We start from the raw sequence: 20,327 nt of genomic DNA on the forward strand, positions 1-20,327 counted from the left end.
TACGTCAACTTAATTGAATACTACGTTTTCGCTGCCTGGAGCGGCTTTAAACTCTTCAATTATACGTGCGCAATCTGCTTTGATTTCATCGCTATGCTGCTCTTCAGCACGCCAGCGAGCGGTGTCCATTTTAAAAATCTCTTTTTTAGAGTATTTCTTACGGGCATCGTGCGTTGGCATATCTTTTACGACTTCGTACATTTTAAATATGCCTGGGTAGCGCTCACTTAGCTCAAACTCTTCTGCAAAGCTGTATTGAGAGATCAACACCCAAATACGTAAGCAGCCTTCTGAGAACTCACATTGCTCTTCATTCATTGCACGGGCAATTAAATGAATGCTATCGGCTAACTTTGCATTACGCTTTGCTTTTGATGCCGCAAGCTTTTGCTCATGCTCAGCTTGCTTCTTGGCGATAAGCTTATTTTGCTCTTTTAGTTTATACAGAAGTTGTCCTGCATAAAACGCAAGCCCTGCGATAATTGCCGCACCAATTACGATGGCAATAATCAAGGTTGTGCTCATCGCTCATCCTCATCTTCGTCATCAAACCATTCATTGGCTAAGTCATCAGATAAGTACTTATCGAAGTCAGATTCACCTTCATCGTATGAATCATCTTCAAAGTCATCTTCGTACTCGTCTTCATCTTCAATGCCTAATAACTCGCAAAGTGCTTGGTGGCGAGCAATACGGCTATTGAAGTACTTAGCGTCTTTACCTGTTAATAACTCACCGCGCTCATGACGCTCAACCAGCTTAAGTAGACGCTCGTCATTCTCTAGCGCTTCTAACTCTTGCTCTGGTGTTAGTTCAGGCTCAGTCACTTTCTTAAGCTCAACCATAGGTTTTAAGTTGCGTTTCATTTCAACTTTCGGCTCAGCCTTAGGCGCAACTAAAGAAACCGGCTTTTTACTACCAACACGCTTATCTTTCGGTTGATTGTTTGCAGCAGTGTTTTCTGCATTTTGTGCATCAGGTGCATTTCGAGACCCAGGTTTAGCACCTTTGGTCTTTTTAACTCGCTGCTCTTTTAACGCGCGCATCTCTCTAAGCTTTTCTTTGCTCAGACGTACAGGACCATTCGATGGAATTTTACGCGACTTTTTCTTTCTACTCATATCTTGATCATCTCACTTAAGAGGTTGTGCACAACGCCTTTGTGGCATTGTAATGCTGGCATAACCAGAAGAATTCGATGTGCGGATGTGGTTGGTCAACTTGACGAACTGCGCACTTTTCATACTTTTAGTACAAACGGTGGCTATTGTAACAGGACAAATAAAAAGGCGGTAGAGAAAACATCTCTACCGCCTACTAATCTGAGCGCCAATTATCTGGACACTTCTCCCTTCGACTTTTTAGTCTTTATTATTTTTATTATTATTGTTTATCCATTTTGTTATTGTTTTAACCTTCCGTGTAGCATTCCATTTTGTTTTTATTATTAAACTTCCATGAGCTTTTATTATTCTCGGTCAATCCTGACGCTTTTTTGTTATTTCCTTTAGGACACCTAACCAGTGTCAACCCCTAAAGACTTGCCGCAGTCACTTTCCTTATTACATTGTCCATGTTGTTTTTGCTGTCTCAGCGACAGTGGTTAATTTACTCATTAATAATTTTGTTACAACTGATTTATATAATTTTTCTTACAGATAAGATATTGCAACAAGATCAACTTATTTAATAACAAAGAGTTATGTATAAAATTGAAATAAAAATAAGATTTAGCTTACAGCTCGATATGGACAATGTCTCACAAAGGCGTGGGAGATTTCGACATGCTTTAAATACAAAAAAAGCAGCTTGCGCTGCTTTTTTCACACTAATCACATTTTACTGCGGAGTATTTCTACCCGCAATCAGACTTTAGTGTAAGCCACCTAAGTATTTTGAAAGTACTTCGATGTCTTTGTCTGTTAGCTTTTTAGCGATGTCTTGCATCATACCGTTTAAGTCGTTATTACGCGTACCATCACGGAATTTTTCAAGTTGTGACTTGATGTATTCTGGATGTTGGAACGAAACTTTCGGGAATTTAGCTAGTGATGTACCGTTACCACGAGGACCGTGACACGCAGCACATGCTGGAATACCACGCTCTGCATCACCGGCTTTATAAAGCTGCTGACCTACTTCTACTACATCTTTAGGTGTTGTACCTTCAGACATATTTAAAGAAGAGAAGTAAGCTGCTAGGTCTTTCATATCTTGATCGCTAAGCGGCATAGCCATACCACTCATTACTGGATCCATACGACCTTCTTTGCCGCCAGATGTCATACCTAATTTAAACTCTTGTAATTGTTTATAGATATAATCTGCGTGTTGGCCTGCAATTTTAGGGTAGATATTAACCGGTGCATTACCGTCTGGGCCGTGACAAGCCGCACACGTTGCCGATTTCTCTTTACCTGCGTTTACATCGCCATCAAATGCTGTTGCGTTGCTTGCTGACAACGTACCAAGCAATATAGTTAAAGATAGTGCTATTTTTTTCATGGTGAATTCTCTGTTTCCGACCCTGTATCATCTACAATATGGATGTTGTGATTTCTATATTCTACACGATAATAAATTCTCTGGCACGTTTTCTGCCCACATTAAGCTCATAATTTATAGGGATTTGACTTAGATTAAGTTTATACCTAGTAATTTTCCTAATTTAAAGCCAATTTAGCACGCTTAAATACGCTTTTGAATGCTGCTTTAATAGTATAAAATACGTGCCTTAAGTGGAAATTAGCCACTGTTTGTTATTTTTTATAAAAGACTAGGAGAGCCTGTGCTCAAATCTCGTATCAAATACAATACTGCGTCCTTTGTTACCAGCGCACCTGATATCTCACGCTTACCTGCTGATACGGGGATTGAAGTCGCGTTTGCTGGTCGCTCTAATGCGGGTAAATCAAGTGCTTTAAACACGTTAACAGATCAAAAGTTAGCACGTACTTCTAAAACACCCGGCCGTACTCAGCTGATCAATACCTTTGAACTTGATGCCGATAAACGCCTTATCGACTTACCAGGCTATGGTTTTGCTAAAGTTCCTATCGAAATGAAGAAGAAATGGCAAAAGTCGCTAGGTGAATACTTACAAAAACGCCAAAGCTTAAAAGGTATCGTTGTTTTGATGGATATTCGCCACCCGTTAAAAGATTTAGACCGTGACTTAATCGACTGGGCGGTGGGCAGCGAAATTCCAGTGCTGGCACTATTAACTAAAGCCGACAAGCTAAAACAAGGCGCGCGTAAAGCTCAAGTTTTACAAGTTCGTCGTGAGTTAAGTAGTTTAGATGGTGATATTACAGTACATGCCTTCTCTTCACTAAAAGGCACAGGCTTACCTGAAGTTGCTAAAAAGCTCGATGAGTGGTTCTTAGGACCCATTGAAGCGCAAGCACCTGAGTCTGACGAACAACCAGAAGCTTAATCGCTTAGGCCAAGTAATAACGCTTGGCTAATGATTCTATATAGTAGCCCTGCTCATCTGAGCAGGCTATTTCGGCCCACTGATAATAAACATTTCTCGATACCCTCGCAGCCAAGCCATGTGCTAATTGAAGATAAGGCACACTGACACCTTCAAATTCTCTCAGTAATAGTGGTTGCTTTGCTGATACCAACCAAGCGCGCTGTAAATTATCGACACAACAAAGCGCAAGGCCTTGCTCTGTCTCTTCGAAACGCCAATCAACAATAATAAAAGGCACATCTTCGACTGTGATGGCCATTTTCTCGACGGGTGTTTTTAAAAAATAATTATCTGCTTCTTTGCAAAGCACAGAGGCAAAGAGTTTAACCATTGCCTCGCGCTTTATTTCACTGCCGGCATAAAACCACCGCCCTTGCGCATCAATCAATATAGGCACTTGCCCACAGTTTTGTGGCTGCCATTGATCAAAAGGTTTATCGGGTGCCTGAAGAGCGGCTTCTAAGTCAGCAAGTGATTGCATTACTTTTCTTTATCTAGCGTCAAAGAAAATGTTACAGGTACAGCTGTCGCAATTGATGGTAAACCCGCAAGTTTTTGTAACTCACTAATACCTTCTGTTACTTTGAAATCACTTGCATTAATAATCACCGGCGTAAACGATGAAACAGTAACATCGCCTTTCGGTGACATATTGGCAAGCACATCAATCGTTAGCTCTTTCTTGTTGCCATGGAAGTCTAATTCAGCTTTCAAACCTTTAAGCACATGTTGACCTGGTTTTAGCGTTAACAGCGCTTTGCTTAAATCAGCAGTTAACACTGCATTAGGGAATTTAGCTGTTTCAAATAACAACTTAGTCATGCGCTCATTACGGATAGGGATCAGAGTTTCAACCGATGTCAGGTCGATCATCAACTTAAATTGACCTTGTTCGTTAAGTGTACCCGACACCTTTTTGAAATGATGCGCTTCTGCAACTGAATTCTTTTTGATAGACACAAAGCTTACATTGCTTTGTTCATTATTAACTTGCCAGTTTGCGCTGGCTAAAGGGGCAACTAAAATACTCGATAATGAAAAGGCAGCAATTGCCATAGATTTAAACATAACGCATTCCTTCGAAAGTAAATGAGAATCACTTTGATGGTATCACTTGCGTATATTTGTGCAATGAATTGTATGATAAGAAAAGAAAAAGCGACTCACTCAACAAGGAGTGAGCCGTTATAGCAAACTGGGGAGAAGCTATCAATACGTTGCATCCTTTCAGATGCATCATCAACAGGATGTCCTACAGGATGAGGACGGCGCGGACTTTAGCAAATACCAGATTAAAAATAAATTGCATAACCGCAGAAACAACACAAATTGATAAACATATAACGAAACACTAAAACCATCTTTTCTTGTTTACTTGAAATTAACATTACAGCAAGCCGTAATTTAGGGTAAAGTGAATTATCGACACGCAAAAACAAGGCTTTTTTAAGGCTTGTTAGTGATAAAAATTGCAGTAGAAGAGTAAAAGGTATGAAAAAAATCCCCTTAATTTTATTTGCTACCTTACTTTTTTTAATGTCCCCCTACTGCCATGCAAAAAAAACAACGACACAATATCCGGTAATTTTAGTTCATGGGCTAATGGGGTTTGATAACCTACTCGGCCTCGATTATTTTTATAATGTTGCTACAAGTCTCAATCAAGAGGGTACCTTGGTGTTCACGCCAGCGGTCTCGGCTATTAATAGCTCTGAAGTACGGGGCGAACAGTTACTCACTCGCGTAAAAGCAATTTTAGCACTAACTGGCGCCAAAAAAGTAAACTTGATTGGCCATAGCCAAGGTGCGCAAACAGTGCGCTATGTTGCCTCAGTCAGGCCAGATTTAATTGCCTCAGTGACTAGTATTGGTGGTGCAAACTATGGCAGTGGCATTATTGATCTAATTAGTCAAAAACTACCTGCAAACTCTCAAGCTGAACATGCTGCTCAATTAGTATTTGATGCATTTGGTGGTGTTATTTCACTACTATCAGGTAACAGTGATTTACCACAAAACACAATGGGTGCATTAAATAGCTTAAGTACACAGGGTGCTCATACATTTAATCAAAAATATCCTGAAGGATTACCGCTAAATAAATGCGAGCAAGGTCAGCTAGTTGCCGAAAATGGGGTGTACTATTTTTCGTGGAGTGGTACAGCAGCACTCACCAATATACTGGACCCAACCGACTTGCCCATGCTGCTTGGTTCGTTACTTATTTTAGGCAAAGATGACGGCCTAGTATCGCGCTGTAGCAGCCATTTAGGACATGTCATCAAAGATGATTATGAAATGAACCACTTAGATGAAATTAATCAGTTTATTGGTTTACACAATTTTCGGGAAGTTGACCCTATTGAGCTTTATCGTCAACACGTAAAGCGGTTACAGGAGTTGGGGTTATAAAAAAGTTAGCAAGTTAGCAAGTTAGCAAGTTAGCAAGTTAGCAAGTTAGCAAGCCTAAATGACTTAGCTAACGCGTCAAGCAACTCGCTAATTTTACTCTTTCCCCTAGTAACTCGCTAACTTTTGGTCTGAAAGCTGACGGCTGATAGCTGACAGCTTTCATTTTTTGCGACTATTAGTGTGCCTGTTGCCAGTTGTCACCGCTGTCGGCTTCAACAATCAGAGGCACATCAAGAGTCGCGGCTTCTGACATTAGCTTACAAATTTCAGCTTTATAGTCGTCCACAGACTCTTCTTTAATTTCGAACACTAATTCATCGTGCACTTGCATTAGCAGCTTCACTGAACCTTCAGCTTGTGCATTTACCCACTGATGAACTTTAAGCATCGCTTTTTTGATGATATCAGCAGCAGTACCTTGCATTGGCGCGTTGATCGCAGCACGTTCAGCGGCTTTACGACGAGCACCGTTACGGGCATTGATTTCCGGTAAATGTAAGCGACGACCAAAAATCGTTTCTACATACCCTTTATCAGCTGCTTTTTCACGGGTTGTTTCCATGTACTCAAGTACGCCTGGGAAACGCTCGAAGTATTTATCAATATAATGCTGTGCTTCATGGCGTGGTACATCTAACTGACGTGATAAACCAAACGCCGACATGCCATAAATTAAACCGAAGTTAACCGCTTTCGCTTTACGACGCATATCGCTGGTAACCTCTTCAAGGCTAACCCCAAAGACTTCTGCAGCGGTTGCGCTGTGCACATCTAAACCATTCGCAAACGCAGTTAATAGGCCTTTATCTTGTGATAAATGCGCCATGATACGTAATTCAATTTGGCTGTAATCGGCAGCCACAATTTTATGGCCAGGTGCAGCAATAAAGGCTTCACGAATTCGACGGCCTTCTTCTGAACGAATTGGAATATTCTGTAAGTTAGGATCCGTTGAGCTTAAACGCCCTGTTGCTGTTACAGCTTGATGATAAGAGGTATGCACTCGCTTAGTGCGCTCATCAACCATTAGCGGAAGTCTATCTGTGTAAGTTGATTTAAGTTTAGATAAACCACGGTGCTCAATAACCACTTTTGGTAATGGATAATCATGAGCAAGTTCTTGCAATACTTCTTCTGCTGTCGAAGGTGCACCCTTAGGTGTTTTCTTGATAACAGGCAGCTCAAGTTTTTCAAACAAAATAGCTTGCAATTGTTTAGGTGAGCCTAAGTTAAATTTTTCACCTGCAATATCATAAGCTTCTTGCTCAAGCTCTAACAGGCGTTCACCTAAACGTTGGCTGTGAGCTGCCAGCATGTTGCTATCAATTGCAACACCAGTACGCTCAATATCAGAAAGCACTGTGACAAGTGGTAACTCAATATCTTCGAATACTGACTTCAACTGGCTATCGGCATCAATTTTTGGCCATAACACTTGGTGAAGACGTAGCGTTATATCGGCATCTTCAGCAGCATAAGGCGCCGCTTTTTCTAGCTCAATTTGGTTAAACGTTAACTGCTTTTTACCTTTACCGGCAATATCTTCAAAGCTGATATTCTTATGACCTAGGTATTTCAGTGCCAGTGAGTCCATATCATGGCGGCTACCTACACTATTAAATACATACGACTCCAACATAGTGTCGTATTTAATACCCTTTAACTCAAAGCCCGCATTCGCTAACACGCTTTTATCGTACTTAAGATTTTGCCCCACTTTCGCTTTGTTTTCGTCAGCTAAGATTGGGCCAATTTTTGCCATTACGGTTTCTAAGCTTAATTGCTCTGGCGCATCTGGGTAATCGTGAGCAACCGGAAGATAAGCCGCTTCACCCGCCTTAACAGCAAAGCTCATACCAACCAATTGCGCTTGCATATAATCAAGGCTGGTTGTTTCAGTATCAAAAGCAAATAATTCAGCGTCATTTAACTGCGCCACTAAGGTATCTAGCTGCTCTTCAGTTAAAATAGTTTCGTAGTGTGCATCAGCAACTTTTGGTAGTTCGTTAGCTTCAGTTGGCACATCTAAATGCGTGTCAGCGTCTTTAGGATTATCAAGTAGCTCAGCTAACCAACGGCGGAACTCACACTCACCATAAAGTGCAATCAGCTCGTCACGATTAGGCTCTTGCAGCTTAAAGGTTTCAAGATCTGACTCAACCTCAACATCACACTTAATTGTTGCTAATTCATAGCTAAGTGGCAGATGATCAAGTGCAGCAGCAAGTTTTTCACCAATCTTGCCTTTAATTTCACCTGCATGATCAATAACACCTTGCAATGATCCATATTTTTGTAGCCATTTCACTGCGGTTTTTGGACCACAGCCATCAACACCTGGGATGTTATCGACCTTATCACCCATTAAAGCAAGGTAATCAATGATCAACTCAGGACCAACGCCAAACTTTTCAACCACAGTCTCTGGATCTGAAATGCTATCTGTCATGGTATTGATCAGCGTTACATGCTCATTAACAAGCTGCGCCATATCTTTATCGCCAGTTGAGATCAGTACATGACGCTGCTGCTCTGACGCTATACGCGCAAAGGTACCAATAACATCGTCAGCCTCAACACCTTCAATACTAATCAGTGGGAAACCCATTGCTTTAATAATGTTATGCAGTGGTGCGATCTGTGTGCGTAAGTCATCCGGCATTGGCGGACGATTCGCTTTGTATTCACTGTACATGTCATTTCTGAAGGTTTTACCCTTGGCATCAAATACCACCACCATGTGCGACGGATCATATTGCTTGATCAAACTCTTAAGCATATTAACTACGCCATAGATTGCGCCTGTCGCTTCACCTTTTGAGTTAGTAAGGTGCGGTGGCGAATGGTATGCACGGAATAAATAAGAAGAACCATCTACAAGAATAAGTGGATTTTCAGGGATCTGAGCCATGGTGAAATTGGATCCTAATTGAATAACATTAAATTGTTTGTAAGCATGCCATAAGGCCATGAAGAAAACGACTGTGAATTATTAACCAATAAAGGTTTATGACAGAGCAAGCTGTGGATAACTTTGTAGATAACAGACAGAGCCTATTCTCCCGAAATGAAAAAACATTTAGGAAAATTTTATAAGTTCATGTTTTGATTTAAAAAAGATATTACGGCGTTCTTTTTTTATTATTTTTGTCCGATGTGGAAAACGGTTTTAGTAGCGATAACCTTTTGCTTATTCGATACCGAATTAACATCCCTTTTCATAACCGGAGGAGTATTCTAGCATAATGGATCAAAGATCATAGCGATCCTTTATACTTTTTTTTTCGTTAGTAATTTATAAAAAGGCATAAACGGCTATTCATCATGCTTTGCGAGTTATCAAGCGACGAAAATTTTTTATTTTGTCGCCATGCTCGTATCCTTGTTAAACTAAAGCTAGTCGCATTAAGGAGAGTTCAAAAATGAAAAAAGTTGCTGTAATTTTAGCTGGTTGCGGTGTTTACGATGGCGCAGAAATCAATGAAGCCGTATTAACCTTATTACATATCGCAAAAGCAGGCGCGAGCTATCAATGCTTCGCACCCGATATCGACCAAATGCACACCATTAATCACCTAACCGGTGAAGAAATGACTCCTAACCGTAATGTGTTAGTTGAAGCCGCACGTATTGCCCGTGGTGAAATTAAAGCGCTGACTGAGCTAAATGTAGATGAATTCGATGCCTTGATCGTACCAGGTGGCTTTGGGGCCGCGAAAAACCTATCTGACTTTGCTGTTAAAGGCGCAGATGCCCAAGTTCAAGGTGATGTACTGACAACTGCGAAGGGCTTTGTCGATGCCAACAAAGCAGCAGGTTATATATGTATTGCTCCTGCCATGCTGCCGCTTATTTATGGTAAAGGTGTAAAAACAACCATTGGTAACGATGCAGACACCGCCTCAGCTATAGAGCAACTTGGCGGAGCGCACCAAAGCTGTGCTGTGGATGATATCGTTGTCGATTCTCAGCATAAAGTGGTCACAACCCCAGCCTATATGTTGGCCCAAAGCATTTTAGATGCTGATGCGGGTATCGAAAAATTGGTTAACAAAGTATTAGAGCTTGCTTAAACATCAAGCTAGGAGCCAGTATTTAATGCTGGCTTTTCTTGCGCTAACGCAAAAAAATGACGGTTTTTCTCAAGAAAAAGCCTTTTAGATCATTTTATAAATTGTGGCTTAGCGTTATAATCGTTCTAATTTCCGTCAGATATCGTGATTGATCACGTTCAAATCGAAGTGAGCAAGGCAAAATGAAAAAACTATCAGCTGCATTATTACTGCTAGCAACAACGGCATATGCACAAGCGTATGACAACTCTTTGACTGAAGATGCAATTAAAAAGCGTCTAGCGCCAATTGGTTCTGTATATCTAGAAGGTGATAAAGCTGCGGTCGCTGCTGAACCTACAGGTCCTCGTTCTGGTGAACAAGTTTACCAAGCAGCATGTTTTGCTTGTCATGGTACTGGCGCACTAGGTGCACCTAAATCAGCTGATGATTGGGCTCCTCGTATTGCTAAAGGCATGGACACTCTACTTAACCATGCAATCAACGGTTTCAACGCGATGCCTCCTAAAGGTACGTGTATGGACTGTTCTGATGAAGAGATCAGCGCTGCTATCGATTTCATGACTAGCAAGTAACAGTTCAAAAACTAATACTAAGGGCTTAATTTTATTAAGCCTTTTTTTGTGCCTGCTTTTAGCCGCTAGACTAATGCTGTAGCCAAATACGCCCCATCATAAATTACTATTTTGTTAACATCTGTTACTTGACGATCTAATAAAAAAGTGGAACTATAAAGGACGAAATTTAAACAATAATAAGATCTGGTTCTAAATCATTGGAAGATTCAGCAACACACATTGATAAGCTAGAGCGAAAAAATGCTCGCTTAAAATCGCTTTTACAAAAGTATAAGCAATCACATCACTTGCAACATGCTCTTTTACAATTATCAGAGCAAGCAAGTACTGTTGCCGAATTAACTCTGCTCTACCCTGCTATCCACAACATTCTGCAAGACTATATCCCAAGTAAAAACTTCTTCGTTGTGTTGCATAACCCGGTTTACGATAACCTTGAGTTATCTTATTTCGCTGATGAAAAAGATGGTCTTTCAGTACCGTTAAAATATGAGCAGTACTTTAAAGAAGGCCTCACGGGTTACGTATTTAAACAAGGTAAAACCTGTTACTTTACCAAACAACAAACAGAGCAAGCGGTTGAACAAGGCTTACTTAAGTGCTTTGGTACGCCAGCTGAGCATTGGGTTGGAGTGCCCGTCTATCGCGATAAAGTCATTATTGGCGTCATGGTCGCGCAAAGCTATGACAATAAACAAGGCTATTCTGAGCAGCAAATTGAGTTGCTAGAGGCTATGTCATTATATTTAGCGACAGCAATTGAACGAGTAAAAAAACGTGAACTGCTCGAATCTGAAGTAAAAATTCGCACCCGTGCACTGACACAAAGTAACCAAGCACTTAACGACGAAATTCAACAACGTAAAAGTGCACTAGAACGTCAACAGATCTTATTTAAAATATCAGAGCTGGCAACACAAAGTAAAAACCTCGACGATGTATATCTGCATGTACATAACATTATAAAAAATATTACCTATGCAGATAACTTATACATCGCATTGTACGACCAACAATCACATTGGTTGAGTTTTCCTTACTGCGTCGATGAGTTTAACGACAATGGTAAACCAAGGCCATTTGCTAAAGGCTACAGTGAACTGGTGCTCAGCACTGAAAAATGCCAAGTCATAGATAGTGAAAGAGCAAAAGAGCTTATCAAGCTGGGCGTTATAGAAAGACCGGTTAATGTACCACCAGAGCGCACCGCGACGAGTTGGTTAGGTGCTCCGCTGAAAACCTCGCAAGGCGTTATAGGTCTCATTGTTTGCCAAGCTTATAACAATAAACATGAATTTAGTCAGGATGATTGTGAGCTAATCACCTTTGTATCGCATCAAATTGCTAATGTTATTCAAACTCACCTAGCAAACCAAGAGTTAAAGCTTAGTCACCAAAAGCTTGAGCACCGGGTCACTGAAAAAACCAAAGAACTTCGCCAAGCCAATATGCACCTGCAAATGCAAATTGAAGAGCGTAAAAAAATAGAGCAACAGCTGTATCACGATGCACACCATGACTCACTGACGAGCTTACCGAATCGCAGTTTATTCTTAACTCAACTTGAAAAAACATTGCAGCATTACCAGCGCTACCCAGAGCAGCAGTTTGCAGTGCTATTTATTGACCTTGATAAATTTAAAGACATCAACGATCACCTTGGTCACCAAGCAGGCGATCAATTTTTAATTGGTGTTGCCGAGTCTTTCTCGCATTGTATACGTGAGCACGATTTGCTTGCACGTTTAGGTGGTGATGAGTTTGTGATATTGCTCACTCACTTAACAGAACAACAGCAAGCCCAAGATGTTGCCAAACGTATTATCGAAATTATGAGAAAACCTTTCTGTATGAAGGGTCAGTGCATTCAAAGTGGTGCCAGTATTGGTATTACCTACTCAAAACCAAGCTACAAGCACACCGATGAAATTATACGTGATGCGGATGCAGCCATGTATTACGCGAAAAATGCAGGCCGTAATCGCTTTGAATGTTTCCATCCGCTGCTTAATGCCAGCAATGTACAGCATGATGCTGACAATATGCATCACTTAGATGATTTGCCTATGCACTTTAGAAGTGCCGAAATCATTACCTTGGATGAACAATCTCGCGCAGAGTCTTTACTCGAAGCATTTGGTGAACACCCAGTACTTGGTAGCACCAGCTTTGAAGTACTTAAGAAATTTGCGACCGATAGAGTACAGCACTTTGAGGTTGAACTTAATTTATTAAAACAAGCCTTCAGCTTAGTAAGTGACAGTAATCTAGAAAAAGTACTGTTCCCTTGCTCTGGTTTAGTCCTTGAACGTATTAATTTTCAAGCACTGTGTAAGCTATTAAAAGCCCACGATGCAAATAGAATGTGTTTATTATTCAATGAACAAGAAATTCGTTATGCATCAGCAGTACAAATTGAAAATTTAAAAAACTTGGTCGCACAAGGATTTTCGATTGGTTTAAATGAATTTGCTAAAGATCGCTGTGAGTTAAACTTACTAACAGAGTTCCAATTCGATTACTTGTTATTAAGTTCAACATTCAGTAAGCGTGTACTACAGCAAGAAAACTATCACCTACAACTGCAAGGTGTGCTGGCGATTACTAAGCTGCAAAATATCCAAGTAATCGCGAAAGGCCCGTCAATTTTTAACTACCGCACCTTACTCGATAAGCACGGATTGTCATTGTTTATTGGTAAGCAACATGCGCTGGCGCCCTTCGAACACGAAGCACCGAGCGCACAATTTATTACTTCTTAAGCATTGCTCTTAGATTAGCTACACGAGCTTGGCCTTTTTCCATGCGCTCAGCCTGCGAAGACGGTGGCTTTTTCGCTTCGAAGGCTAAATCATCTTGTGGTAACTCCTGTACAAAGCGACTGAGCTCAGTATCTGAAGTTTCACCAAATTGACGACGTAACTTAGCATAAGTCATTACCAGTTCTTGCTGAGCACGTGTGATACCTACATAAGCAAGACGACGCTCTTCTTCAACGTTATCTTCATCGATACTTACTTGGTGCGGTAACAAACCCTCTTCCATACCAACCATGAACACATACGGATACTCCAAACCTTTTGAAGCATGCAGTGTCAGTAATTGTACCGCGTCAGATTCGTCTTCTTCTTCGTTACGCTCAAGCATATCGCGCAGGGTCAGTTTACTAACCACTTCAGCAAGGTTCAGCGGTGGATTATCTGCGTCCCCTGTTAGCATGTCGGTGATCCAACGATAAAGCTCTGAAACGTTTTTCATACGCATTTCAGCGGCTTTTGCACTCGGTGATGACTCATAAAGGTATGCTTCGTAGTTAATTTGCCTAACTAACTCTTTCACAGCTTCAAGAGTATCGCCTCGAACCGCATTATCAGAAAGCTCAACCACCCAACGGGCAAAGCCAGCTAAGGCATTAAAACCACGGCCCTTTAATCTGTGCGCAAGCTCAGGCTCAAAACAGGCAGCAAATAAGCTGATATGCTTTTCATTAGCAAGGGTGCCGAGCTTTTCAAGTGTGACCGTACCAATCTCACGACGTGGCGTATTTACTATACGTAGAAAGGCATTGTCATCATCTTGGTTCACCAATAGGCGTAAATACGCCATGATATCTTTGATCTCTGAACGCGAGAAAAATGACATGCCGCCGCTGATTTTATAGGGAATGCGGTTGCTCATAAGTGCTTTTTCAAACACGCGTGCTTGGTGATTACCACGATATAAAATTGCGTAATCTTTATAACTAGTGCGTTTCATGAATTTATGAGAAATGATCTCTGCCACCACTCGCTCTGATTCATGCTCTTCATCACGACAACCAATCACTTTAATAGGCTCACCATAGCCAAGCTCACTGAATAGCTTTTTATCAAACTCGTGAGGGTTATTGGCAATCAAAATATTCGCCGCTTTTAGAATTCGCCCTGCGCTACGGTAGTTTTGTTCAAGCTTAATTAAACGTAGGCCCGGAAAATCTTTACTTAATAGCACAAGGTTTTGAGGCTTAGCACCGCGCCATGAATAAATTGATTGGTCGTCATCGCCTACCACGGTAAAACGAGCTCGTTCACCCACCAATAACTTAACCAGCTGATACTGACTGGTATTAGTATCTTGATACTCATCCACCAGCAAGTAACGAAAACGCTGTTGCCAACGCTCACGAGCAGTGGCATTTTGGCCCAGCAACAAAGTAGGGATCATGATCAGATCATCAAAATCTAGGGCGTTGTAAGCACGTAATTGATTTTGATAACGCGCATACAGCTGAGCAAACAAGGCTTTTTGCGGCTCACGGGCTTCGCGAACGGCACGCTCTGGTAGAATCAACTCGTTCTTCCAACTACCTATTTGCATCTTCAGTAGATTGAGTAAATCTTTGTCTTTTTTAAGTTCTTCTTCGGTCAGCTCAGCTAGTAACTGGTTGGTATCTTGATCATCAAACAACGAAAAACCAGGTTTAAAACCTAACGTCGTTAACTCTTTTTTGATGATCTCAAGCCCAAGGGTGTGAAACGTTGAAACCCATAAGCCTTTCGACTCTTGTTTACCCAGTGTTTGCGTTACACGCTCACGCATTTCTTTTGCCGCTTTATTGGTAAAGGTTACCGCTGCAATATTGCGCGCTTGATACTCACACTTTTGCACCAAGTAAGCGATTTTATTAGTAATAACACGCGTTTTACCAGATCCCGCACCGGCTAATACCAGGCACGGTCCACTGATATACTTTACCGCTTCATCTTGTTTTGGGTTGAGTTTCATAAGCCCCTAAAGAAATTATCCAAAGACAGGACGGGCAATTTTACCGTAATCACTACACTACGCCTAGCCAATAAGGTAAGATTGTTTTTTTACGTGACTCAAGGGACGAAGATGATCAACCCAGCAAAACTTGAAGAAATCGCTAAGCAAATTACTGACAACATGCCGCAAGGCGTGAAAAACCTTGCCGAAACAGTTGAAGGCAAAACAAAGCAAGCTATTCAAAACAAACTTGCTGAGATGGACTTTGTAAGCCGTGATGAGTTTGATATTCAAAGCCAAGTACTTATTCGTACTCGTGAAAAACTCACTGAGCTTGAAGAGAAAGTTGCATTGCTCGAGCAGCAACTTGCTAGCAAACAAGACGAACAATAAAAAAGGAGAGCGAATTAGCTCTCCTTTTTTCTACCTAGCTAGTTTTAGGTTTAGCTTTTTTCTGCCACACGTTCAAATACGCGCTTAACGGCAATACCGTAGGTATCACTGGCTTCTTCTGCACAAGTCACAACCGACTCTAAGTCATTAAGGTGACCATTTGCTAAGCCATACACCCAACCATGAATTGTTAACTCTTGGCCTTTCGCCCAAGCATCTTGCACAATGTTAGTACGGCACACATTACGTACTTGTTCGATAACGTTTAGTTCAATTAAGCTATTTAAACGCTCTTGCTCAGGTAATGCATTGAGTTGTTCGATGTGTTTTTCTTTTACATCACCTACGTGTCGTAACCAGTTATCAATTAAGCCAAAACGCGCTTCGTTTAATACTGCTTGAACACCACCACAGCCATAGTGGCCAACGACCATGATGTGCTTCACTTTCAGTACTTCAACAGCGTATTGCATTACCGAAAGACAGTTATGGTCGGTATGCACAACAACATTTGCCACGTTACGGTGAACAAATAGCTCACCCGGTAATAAGTCTACGATTTCGTTTGCAGGTACACGCGAGTCAGAACAACCGATCCACAGGTACTCTGGATTTTGCTGCATTGATAGAATTTTAAAAAACTCAGGATCATTTTCACTCGTACGCGCTGCCCAACGTTTATTATTCTCGAATAAATTTTTTAACTTTCTCATTGCGCCTCTTTACGGTATTTAATAATTAGCTTGGATCAAGATATTCCTTGGTGTCAGCTGCTTTTCGCAAAACGTACTAACTGTTACTTGATACCCTTGTTGTTGCAAATATAAAGCACGATCGAGCACGAGCCAAACTTCAATTGCCCTTCTGAACACATGTCGGACGAGTTCAACTCGCTCAGTAATCCTTTTGCGCTTTTTACCTATCTCTAAAAATTTATTATAATCAATGCCTTCTGGTAAAAATAATGATTTTTTCTCAGCTGCCCACAAACAAAATGAGCTAAACGAATCAGAGAAGATCGCTTTGTTCACTGATGGCACACTCACATAGTGCATTTCACCGGTCAGCGATTTACGTAGCGCATCAAATCCAAGACGCCATTCAACCTCTGTTTTTCTTACCTTATCAACTCGGCTCGGTGCTGTTACCGTTTCTTGCAGCGCCAGTTTTAAATCGCGATGAGTAAGTGCAAGTTGGCTTTGCTTGGCAGGCTCGCTCATTGCTTGATAGGCGTTATCTGTGAATAAATGATAACAGCACGGTGAAAAACTGATTTGCTGGGTTTTCGCTTTGCTTGCTTGCTGCATAAATGTTTGATGCAGGCGACCACAGGCATGTAAAGCAACAGCATGCTGCTGGCTTTCAAAAAAGTCATCTGTGTCATCGGTTAATACATCAGCTTGTGAAAACTGCATCGCCAATTGCTGTTGCTTAGCACTGTGTTGGCCTTGGTCGCACAAGTGTTGTTGTAGCTCAATGCTATGTACACGTGGTGCACCATTAAATGCCAACATGCGACCTAAATGCCCTTTACCTGCGCACCATTCTAGAACGGGCTGGTTTAATGGCTGCTGACTGATCGCTGCGACAAAGTCTTGTAGTTGCTCAAATTTACGGCCTTTAATGCCATTACTTATCCAAAACGGAAATTCATTACGGGCAGCACTTATCGCTGGCAACTCACACAATTCAGCCAGCTTTTCGATGTGTTCGATTTCATCAGTAAAATAACGATATAAAGCCTGCTGATCGGCATCAAGTTCACTCACTTGTTGGTCATCAAGCGCCCATAATAAGTTGGCTAATTCAGGCCAAGGAAGATCATCAAAATCAAATGCGGTACATTGCCAGTATTGGCGGGTTGAAAATAGCAGTGCATCTAAGGCAGCAAAGTGCTCGGCAAGTGTCATAACTACTTAGCGACAAGAAATAAAAAGCAGTATAACAGATTTATCTTATTTAACGTCGGTTACTACTGATCAAACGAATGTACAATGGCACACATGCAATACTTAAAATGATGGCTAGGATCAGCATCCAAGATAGCTCAAACCCTTCTGTTTGCTGTTGATCATACATAAAGCCATCAAAGGCCTGATCAAACTCATCCTGATCTAAGCCATATAAATCTGCAATCAAACGCCACTTTGCCATCGACATATTGCCAAGATTAATGCCCGGTGGTTGAATGTAGCTTGCTAACACATGGGCTTCATAGGCCAGCTCTTGTACGCTTTTATGGGTGGCATAGTGCTGCTTGGTTACATCGATGCTTTCTTCTAAGTGTAATAAGGCATACCGCCACCCTTTTAAGCTGGCACGATAAAAGCGCTCAACAACCTCAGGCTTTTTCGCTAAAAATTGCTCAGAGGTATATAAAATATCGCCATACACATTCAAACCAAACTTTTGCGGGCAAATGAGTCGGTGACCTACTCCTTGTAATGTCATCGTGTAAGGCTCATTGGTGACATAAACTTGCACCGCATCTAAATTACCGGCAAGCCACTCTTTAATACCGCCTTCATGGCTAGCTGCCATCAAGCTTTCTAGGCTCAATCCTGCGCGCTGTAACATCACCAGCAATTCAGCATTTTCTATTGAACCGATTTTACTTAGCTTTTTACCAGCAAAGTCTCTTGGCTGAAAAATATCTGAGTTATTTTTTACCATCCAGCAGTAAGGTGAAAACTGCAGTATGGCTCCAAGGGCAACAACCGGAGCGCCTTGCTGACGCTTTTGTAATATGCCTGAGTGAGTAATGGCAAAATCGGCTTTACCGCTTAGTACTTTAGGGAAGGTATCTGGGTGGTTTGGATCAGCAGGAATAATAGAGACATCAAGGCCAGCTTCCTTATAAAAGCCTTTTTCAGCAGCCATATAATAGCCTGCAAATTGAAACTGGTGAGTCCATTTTAATTGTAAGCTAACTTTATCAGCGCACTGCGCGCTCATAGTTAGTATTAAACAGATTACCCCTAATAGGCTTTTTATACCTTGCACGCATCATCCTTGCTTGAAACCGTGCATTAACTATAGGAAAAATAGAGAAAAAAACAAGGCTGCTAGTTAGCAGCCTTATTCAGGTTTTATAACTAATTAGCCACTTTCACTGCGCTCAACTCCTGACCTTGGCTGGTTAGGAACTGGGTGAAACATGGGTTGTTTGTTTCATCTTGAACGTTGTATCCCAAACGGTTCAAATGCTCATTGAATACTTCATAATCACTCGGTTCGATAGCAAAGGCCGCCAGCACATTACCAATAGCTCCACCATGGTTACGGTAATGGAATAAAGTAATATTCCAATTACTACCAAGGGTATCTAAGAATCGCGCCAGTGCACCTGGGTATTCAGGAAACTCAAAGCGTAATAAACGCTCATGAAGTTGAGCTGGCGCTTTACCACCCACCATATAACGAATATGCAATTTAGCCAGCTCGTTATCTGATAGATCGCAAAACGTGTAGTCATTTTCTGTCAGTGCTGCTTTTAACTCATCGAGCTCTTGCTGCCCTTGTCTTAAGGCAATACCAACAAAAATTTGCGCTTCGCCAGGGCCTGCATAACGGTAATTAAACTCGGTGATAGCTCTGCCACCTAATGAGTTACAAAACTGCTTAAAGCTACCCTTCTCTTCTTTAATAGTCACAGCAAGAAGTGCTTCGTTCTTTTCACCAAGTGCCGTTCGCTCTGCAACATAACGTAAGCGGTCAAAGTTTAAGTTTGCACCCGATAAAATCGCAGCTACGTTTAAGCCTTTAACACCATTTTGTTGGCACCACTTTTTAAGGCCCGCTGTTGATAGCGCCCCTGAAGGCTCCGCTATAGCACGAGTCGAAACAAAGATATCTTGCATTGCGGCGCAGATTTCGTCGCCCGTTACAGTGACCACTTCATCACAAAACTTTTGCGCTAAACGAAATGTTTCTGTGCCAATAACTTTTACGGCTACACCATCTGCAAAGCTACCAACACGGTCAAGCTCAACAGGCTTGCCTGCTTCAAGCGCTGCTTTTAGGCAAGCACTCTCATCAGCTTCAACACCAATGACTTTGATATCAGGACGTAACGACTTAATGTACACCGCCATGCCTGCTAGCAAACCACCACCGCCAACAGGAATAAAAACAGCATCAAGGTCATTCAATTGCTGCATTAATTCACGGGCAACGGTACCTTGGCCAACAATCACATCAGGATCATCAAACGGTGGCACAAACACCCCGTTACGCTGCTCTGTCAGCTCTAAAGCATGGGCTTTTGCCGCATCAAAATGATGGCCGTGTAATACCACTTCACCACCGAGTGAACGTACTGCATTCACTTTAATTTCAGGTGTGGTGACTGGCATCACAATCGTAGCTTTATGGCCTAAAAATGAAGCACTGAGTGCAACGCCTTGTGCATGGTTACCCGCTGAGGCTGTGATCACATCAGAACCTTTTGGCAACTTGCTCAGTTTATGAAATGCACCACGAAGCTTAAATGAATAAACCGGTTGTTGGTCTTCACGCTTTAACCACACATGGTTGCCTAGCCGTGCACTAAGATCAGCCATTTCGCTGACCTCAGTGACTTTTGCAAGGGGCTCCATGTTCGCTTGGATAATAGCGCGAAAATAATCGAGCTCTTGAGAAACCATA

17 protein-coding genes are annotated in these 20,327 nt (G+C 41.6%); 6 read left to right on the forward strand and 11 right to left on the reverse strand.

Translation table 11 applies throughout. The features are described 5' to 3' along the window. Positions 1 to 9: 9 nt before the first annotated feature. The 3 genes from AOG26_RS03025 to AOG26_RS03035 form a co-directional block, all read right to left on the reverse strand. Positions 10 to 525, reverse strand: a complete 516-nt coding sequence (locus tag AOG26_RS03025; RefSeq protein ID WP_054561152.1) for a DUF2489 domain-containing protein — start codon at positions 523 to 525, stop codon at positions 10 to 12. Further along, positions 522 to 1,121, reverse strand: a complete 600-nt coding sequence (yihI, locus tag AOG26_RS03030) for a Der GTPase-activating protein YihI (protein WP_054552854.1) — start codon at positions 1,119 to 1,121, stop codon at positions 522 to 524. The genes AOG26_RS03025 and yihI overlap by 4 nt, the downstream gene beginning before the upstream one ends. Positions 1,122 to 1,872: 751 nt before the next feature. Beyond that, positions 1,873 to 2,505: a c-type cytochrome gene (locus AOG26_RS03035; protein WP_054561153.1), complete on the reverse strand. Its 633-nt coding sequence runs from the start codon at positions 2,503 to 2,505 to the stop codon at positions 1,873 to 1,875. Between the two features lie 283 nt (positions 2,506 to 2,788). On the opposite strand from AOG26_RS03035, the gene yihA reads away from it, so the two are divergent. Further along, a complete protein-coding gene (gene yihA / locus AOG26_RS03040; protein ID WP_054561154.1) occupies positions 2,789 to 3,436 on the forward strand; it encodes a ribosome biogenesis GTP-binding protein YihA/YsxC in 648 nt (215 codons plus the stop codon). A 4-nt stretch (positions 3,437 to 3,440) separates the two neighbouring features. Here the strand turns inward: yihA and AOG26_RS03045 are convergent, their stop codons facing one another. Continuing rightward, positions 3,441 to 3,959, reverse strand: coding sequence for a DUF1285 domain-containing protein (locus AOG26_RS03045; RefSeq protein WP_054561155.1), 519 nt, complete (start codon positions 3,957 to 3,959; stop codon positions 3,441 to 3,443). After that, the gene (locus tag AOG26_RS03050; RefSeq protein WP_054561156.1) at positions 3,959 to 4,546 is read right to left on the reverse strand and encodes a YceI family protein; all 588 of its coding nucleotides are present in this window, start codon (positions 4,544 to 4,546) and stop codon (positions 3,959 to 3,961) included. The genes AOG26_RS03045 and AOG26_RS03050 overlap by 1 nt, the downstream gene beginning before the upstream one ends. Positions 4,547 to 4,969: 423 nt before the next feature. Between AOG26_RS03050 and AOG26_RS03055 the strand changes: the two genes are divergently transcribed. Then, complete coding sequence (locus AOG26_RS03055; protein WP_054561157.1) at positions 4,970 to 5,890, forward strand: lipase family alpha/beta hydrolase; 921 nt, start codon at positions 4,970 to 4,972, stop codon at positions 5,888 to 5,890. A gap of 175 nt (positions 5,891 to 6,065) precedes the next feature. On the opposite strand, the gene polA is transcribed toward AOG26_RS03055, so the two are convergent. After that, positions 6,066 to 8,801 carry a DNA polymerase I gene (polA, locus tag AOG26_RS03060; protein ID WP_054561158.1) on the reverse strand — a complete coding sequence of 912 codons (2,736 nt, stop codon included), beginning with the start codon at positions 8,799 to 8,801 and terminating at the stop codon, positions 6,066 to 6,068. 511 nt (positions 8,802 to 9,312) lie between these two features. Between polA and elbB the strand changes: the two genes are divergently transcribed. The 3 genes from elbB to AOG26_RS03075 all read left to right on the forward strand — a co-directional run bounded on the left by elbB (position 9,313) and on the right by AOG26_RS03075 (position 13,303). Further along, complete coding sequence (gene elbB, locus AOG26_RS03065) at positions 9,313 to 9,963, forward strand: isoprenoid biosynthesis glyoxalase ElbB (RefSeq protein WP_054561159.1); 651 nt, start codon at positions 9,313 to 9,315, stop codon at positions 9,961 to 9,963. Between the two features lie 182 nt (positions 9,964 to 10,145). Beyond that, positions 10,146 to 10,538 carry a c-type cytochrome gene (locus tag AOG26_RS03070; RefSeq protein ID WP_054561160.1) on the forward strand — a complete coding sequence of 131 codons (393 nt, stop codon included), beginning with the start codon at positions 10,146 to 10,148 and terminating at the stop codon, positions 10,536 to 10,538. A gap of 200 nt (positions 10,539 to 10,738) precedes the next feature. Next, on the forward strand, positions 10,739 to 13,303 hold the full coding sequence (locus tag AOG26_RS03075) for a bifunctional diguanylate cyclase/phosphodiesterase (protein WP_054561161.1): 2,565 nt from the start codon (positions 10,739 to 10,741) through the stop codon (positions 13,301 to 13,303). Here the strand turns inward: AOG26_RS03075 and rep are convergent. Beyond that, positions 13,293 to 15,305: a DNA helicase Rep gene (rep, locus tag AOG26_RS03080; RefSeq protein WP_054561162.1), complete on the reverse strand. Its 2,013-nt coding sequence runs from the start codon at positions 15,303 to 15,305 to the stop codon at positions 13,293 to 13,295. The two genes, AOG26_RS03075 and rep, sit on opposite strands and share 11 nt — an antisense overlap. A gap of 111 nt (positions 15,306 to 15,416) precedes the next feature. Here rep and ubiK point away from each other — a divergent pair, with 111 nt between their 5' ends. Then, positions 15,417 to 15,680: a ubiquinone biosynthesis accessory factor UbiK gene (gene ubiK, locus AOG26_RS03085; RefSeq protein WP_054561163.1), complete on the forward strand. Its 264-nt coding sequence runs from the start codon at positions 15,417 to 15,419 to the stop codon at positions 15,678 to 15,680. 50 nt (positions 15,681 to 15,730) lie between these two features. On the opposite strand, the gene can is transcribed toward ubiK, so the two are convergent. The 4 genes from can to ilvA all read right to left on the reverse strand — a co-directional run bounded on the left by can (position 15,731) and on the right by ilvA (position 20,326). Continuing rightward, positions 15,731 to 16,393, reverse strand: coding sequence for a carbonate dehydratase (gene can, locus AOG26_RS03090; protein WP_054561164.1), 663 nt, complete (start codon positions 16,391 to 16,393; stop codon positions 15,731 to 15,733). Positions 16,394 to 16,411: 18 nt separating this feature from the next. Further along, complete coding sequence (locus tag AOG26_RS03095; RefSeq protein WP_054561165.1) at positions 16,412 to 17,590, reverse strand: methyltransferase; 1,179 nt, start codon at positions 17,588 to 17,590, stop codon at positions 16,412 to 16,414. 49 nt (positions 17,591 to 17,639) lie between these two features. Beyond that, positions 17,640 to 18,635 (reverse strand): ABC transporter substrate-binding protein, encoded by a 996-nt coding sequence (locus tag AOG26_RS03100; RefSeq protein ID WP_054561205.1) that lies wholly within the window; start codon positions 18,633 to 18,635, stop codon positions 17,640 to 17,642. Between the two features lie 140 nt (positions 18,636 to 18,775). Next, complete coding sequence (gene ilvA / locus AOG26_RS03105) at positions 18,776 to 20,326, reverse strand: threonine ammonia-lyase, biosynthetic (RefSeq protein WP_054561166.1); 1,551 nt, start codon at positions 20,324 to 20,326, stop codon at positions 18,776 to 18,778. Position 20,327: the final 1 nt, after the last annotated feature.

Origin of the sequence: Pseudoalteromonas sp. UCD-33C (assembly GCF_001306895.1) — a bacterium.
GTDB lineage: Bacteria > Pseudomonadota > Gammaproteobacteria > Enterobacterales > Alteromonadaceae > Pseudoalteromonas.